Origin of the sequence: Thermoflexibacter ruber (assembly GCF_900113045.1) — a bacterium.
In the GTDB taxonomy this organism is placed as follows: Bacteria; Bacteroidota; Bacteroidia; order Cytophagales; family Thermoflexibacteraceae; genus Thermoflexibacter; species Thermoflexibacter ruber.
On record NZ_FONY01000095.1, the window covers coordinates 1 to 3,669 of the forward strand.

General features: G+C 40.5%; 3 protein-coding genes. 2 read left to right on the forward strand and 1 reads right to left on the reverse strand.

Features of this window, described 5'->3' with window-relative positions; genetic code table 11:
• Together BM141_RS23490 and gyrA are read left to right on the forward strand one after the other, a co-directional pair.
• A partial coding sequence (locus BM141_RS23490) for a hypothetical protein (protein ID WP_221407737.1) occupies nucleotides 1-215 on the forward strand: 215 nt, incomplete at its 5' end.
• Nucleotides 216-279: 64 nt separating this feature from the next.
• Complete coding sequence (gene gyrA / locus BM141_RS22165) at nucleotides 280-2,829, forward strand: DNA gyrase subunit A (RefSeq protein ID WP_091549617.1); 2,550 nt, start codon at nucleotides 280-282, stop codon at nucleotides 2,827-2,829.
• Between the two features lie 221 nt (nucleotides 2,830-3,050).
• On the opposite strand, the gene BM141_RS22170 is transcribed toward gyrA, so the two are convergent.
• Entirely contained in the window at nucleotides 3,051-3,566 is a 516-nt protein-coding gene (locus BM141_RS22170) for a response regulator (RefSeq protein ID WP_091549618.1), read from the reverse strand.
• Between the last annotated feature and the right edge of the window lie 103 nt (nucleotides 3,567-3,669).

A 3,669-nucleotide genomic window follows, 5' to 3' on the forward strand; every position in this document is an offset into this window, starting at 1 on the left:
TACACAGGAATTGCTATCGTTCTTTCTCTGACTTTCTAAGTCAGAGGAACAAGGGAGTACACTCAAAATTTCCTTCTGCTATTCCTTGCCAATCCCTTGCAAACCCCAATCCTTTTGCTTATCTTTGCAAGTTAAAAAATTATCAGAAAATTGATAATTGCGTAATTGAGCTATTTGACATAAAATCATTGAAATTGATGTTTTATTATAAATAAATTATTGAAAGTCAATTTATTAAAATAACTCATCATTTATAATTCACTCATTATTTTTCTTTTCATGGAAAACATCATTCCTATTAATATAGAGGAAGAAATGCGTACCGCCTACATCGACTACTCTATGTCGGTGATTGTGTCAAGGGCTTTGCCTGATGTACGCGACGGCCTCAAACCCGTTCACCGTCGTATCCTCTATGCTATGGCAGATTTGGGCTTAAACTATAACAAACCGTACAAAAAATCTGCCCGTATTGTGGGGGAGGTATTGGGTAAGTATCACCCACACGGCGATACTGCCGTTTACGATGCTATGGTGCGTATGGCACAGGCTTGGTCTATGCGCTACGAGTTGGTAGATGGGCAGGGCAACTTTGGCTCGGTAGATGGGGACAGTCCTGCCGCCATGCGTTATACAGAGGCACGTTTAAAGCGAATGGCGGAGGAGTTGCTTGCCGACATCAACAAAAATACGGTGGACTTCCAGCCTAACTTTGATGACTCTTTGGAAGAGCCTACAGTACTGCCTGCCAAAATTCCCAATCTTTTAGTCAATGGTACGTCAGGTATTGCGGTAGGTATGGCGACCAATATGCCCCCGCACAACCTTAGAGAGGTCATAGACGGCATTGTGGCGTACATCAATAACCCCGAAATCACGATTTTGGAACTCATGGAGTACATCAAAGCTCCTGATTTCCCTACGGGAGGTACGATTTACGGCATCAATGGTATCAAAAATGCCTTTGCTACGGGCAGGGGAAGGGTAGTGATTCGTGCAGTTTCTACCATAGAAGACGTGGGCAAAGATCGCCAACAAATCGTAGTAACAGAACTCCCTTACCAAGTCAATAAGGCAAAGCTGATAGAATATACCGCCTCTTTGGTGAACGATAAAGTGATTGAGGGCATCTCAGCCATCAGAGATGAGTCGGATAGGGAAGGAACGAGGGTGGTTTATGAACTTAAGCGCGATGCCATTGCCAATGTAGTGCTAAATAACTTATTCAAAAACACAGATTTGCAAGTTGCTTTCAGCGTAAACAACGTGGCTTTGGTCAAAGGCAGACCGATGACCTTGAACCTGAAAGAATTGATAAAATACTATGTAGAACATAGGCACGAGGTAGTGGTTCGCCGTACTCGCTTCGAACTCAACGAGGCGGAAAAACGAGCGCATATCTTGGAGGGTTTGCTCAAAGCTTTAGACATCATAGATGAAATCATTGCCTTGATTCGTGGCTCGAAAGACCCTGAAATAGCGCGTGAAGGTTTGGTCAATCAGTTTGGCTTTACTGAAATCCAAGCAAAGGCAATTTTGGAAATGCGTTTGCAAAGATTGACGGGTTTGGAGCGCGACAAATTGCAAGAAGAATACAATGAATTGGTAAAAACCATAGCCTATTTGAGAGAAGTTTTGGCAAATGAAAACCTGAGAATGGACATCATCAAGACGGAATTGTTGGAAATAAAAGAACGCTTTGGTGATGAACGCAGGACTAAGATAGAATACAGCGAAGATGAGGACATTACCTATGAGGACATGATAGAGGAGCAGGACATGGTCATTACTATTTCTCATCAGGGCTATATCAAGCGTACTTCTTTGGCAGAGTACCGTACTCAGGGACGCGGAGGGGTAGGCTCAAGAGGGGCAGGAAGCAAAGACGATGACTTCACCGAACACCTCTTTATCGCTTCTACGCACAGCTACTTGCTGATTTTTACTCAATCAGGTAAGTTGTTTTGGATAAAAGCCTACAATGTGCCTGAGGGAAACAAAACTTCCAAAGGTCGCCCTTTGCAAAACTTGATTCAGATAGAAAAAGAGGATAAAGTAAAAGCTGTTGTCAGCGTAAAAAACTTGGAAGACCAAGAGTACATTAATAACAACTACTTGATAATGTGTACTAAAAAAGGTACTATCAAGAAAACTACCTTAGAGGCTTACTCTCGCCCAAGGGCAAACGGCATCAATGCCATTACTATTAATGAAGGAGATACTTTGTTAGATGTTCGCCTCACAAGTGGGAATGACGAAATTGTTTTAGCCACCAAAGAAGGCATGGCGGTTCGCTTCAACGAAAGCACCGTTCGCCCTATGGGACGTACTGCGGCTGGGGTTAAGGGCATTTCTATTGATGAGGAAAACAACGAAGTAGTAGGTATGGTGGTCATCAATCACCCTGATACTCAGCTTTTGGTGATTTCTGAAAAGGGATATGGAAAACGCTCTGACATAGAGGAATTTAGACTAACCAATAGGGGAGCAAAAGGCGTGAAAGCTCTCAATGTAACAGAAAAAACAGGGCATTTGGTCAGCATCATGGAAGTTACTGATAAAGACCAACTCATGATAATGACCCAAGCAGGAATCACCATTCGCTTCTCTGTTTCTGAGTTGCGCGTTATGGGTAGGAATACGCAAGGCGTAAGGGTAATCAGGCTCAACGAAGAAGACGATATTTCTTCTATTGCTAAAATAGAAATGATGGAAGAAGAAAGCGAAGAGGGAGTAGAAAGTGCGACAGTGGTAAAAAACGGAACCATAGTAAATACTACTGATATTCAGGACTTCCCTGCCCCAAGCACGAATGGCAAAGACCATTAAGCTCAACCCTGTTGATAAACCCAAAAATCTGATTTACAAGTACTTGTGAATCAGATTTTTTTTTTAGGAAATAAATAGAGTTTTACTAAACAATTTTCAACAAATTACTTTTGTAAGCTCAGATTTTAGAGTATGTTTAGAAAATAGCAAGCCATTTTTTGAAAAATACAAAAAGGCTGTTTTGAACGCTTTAAGGCGTGGAATCTTGGTAGGAAAAAACTCTAATTGTTTTTGCGAGATAAAAACGAAGCTATTTTGTTGTGGAGTTCCTCTGGTGTGAAAGGTTTGAGTACGTAGTCATTCATTCCCGCTTCTAAGATTTTTCCATCAATACCAGAATTGACAGAGGCAGTGAGAGCAATAATGGGTAGCTTGCGATATTTTTCTTGTTTCATTTTCCTTATAACTTTGGTGGCTTCGTAGCCGTTCATGTTTGGCATTTGAATATCCATCAGTACCAAGTCAAAATCCTCGTATTGCAACATTTTAAGGGCTATTTCTCCGTCCTCAGCTATACTAACTTGCAAACCCCACTTAGTGAGAAAACGCTTGGCAACTAACTGATTAGCAAGATTATCCTCAACGAGGAGGATTTTTTCTTTGTTGAAAATACCTAATTCATGGCTTATTGCTTTCTTATTTTTATCTATTTCCTGTCCTAATTTAAAAGAGAGTGTAAAATAGAATTTTGAGCCTTTACCAACTTCACTTTCCAAGTAGATTTGGCTGTTTTGCATTTCAAGTAACCTTTTAACGTGAGTTATTGAGGTAATTGCTTAAAAGTCAATTTTTTATGATAAAAAATGTTCAATATTAATAAATATAGTATATTTGAAAATT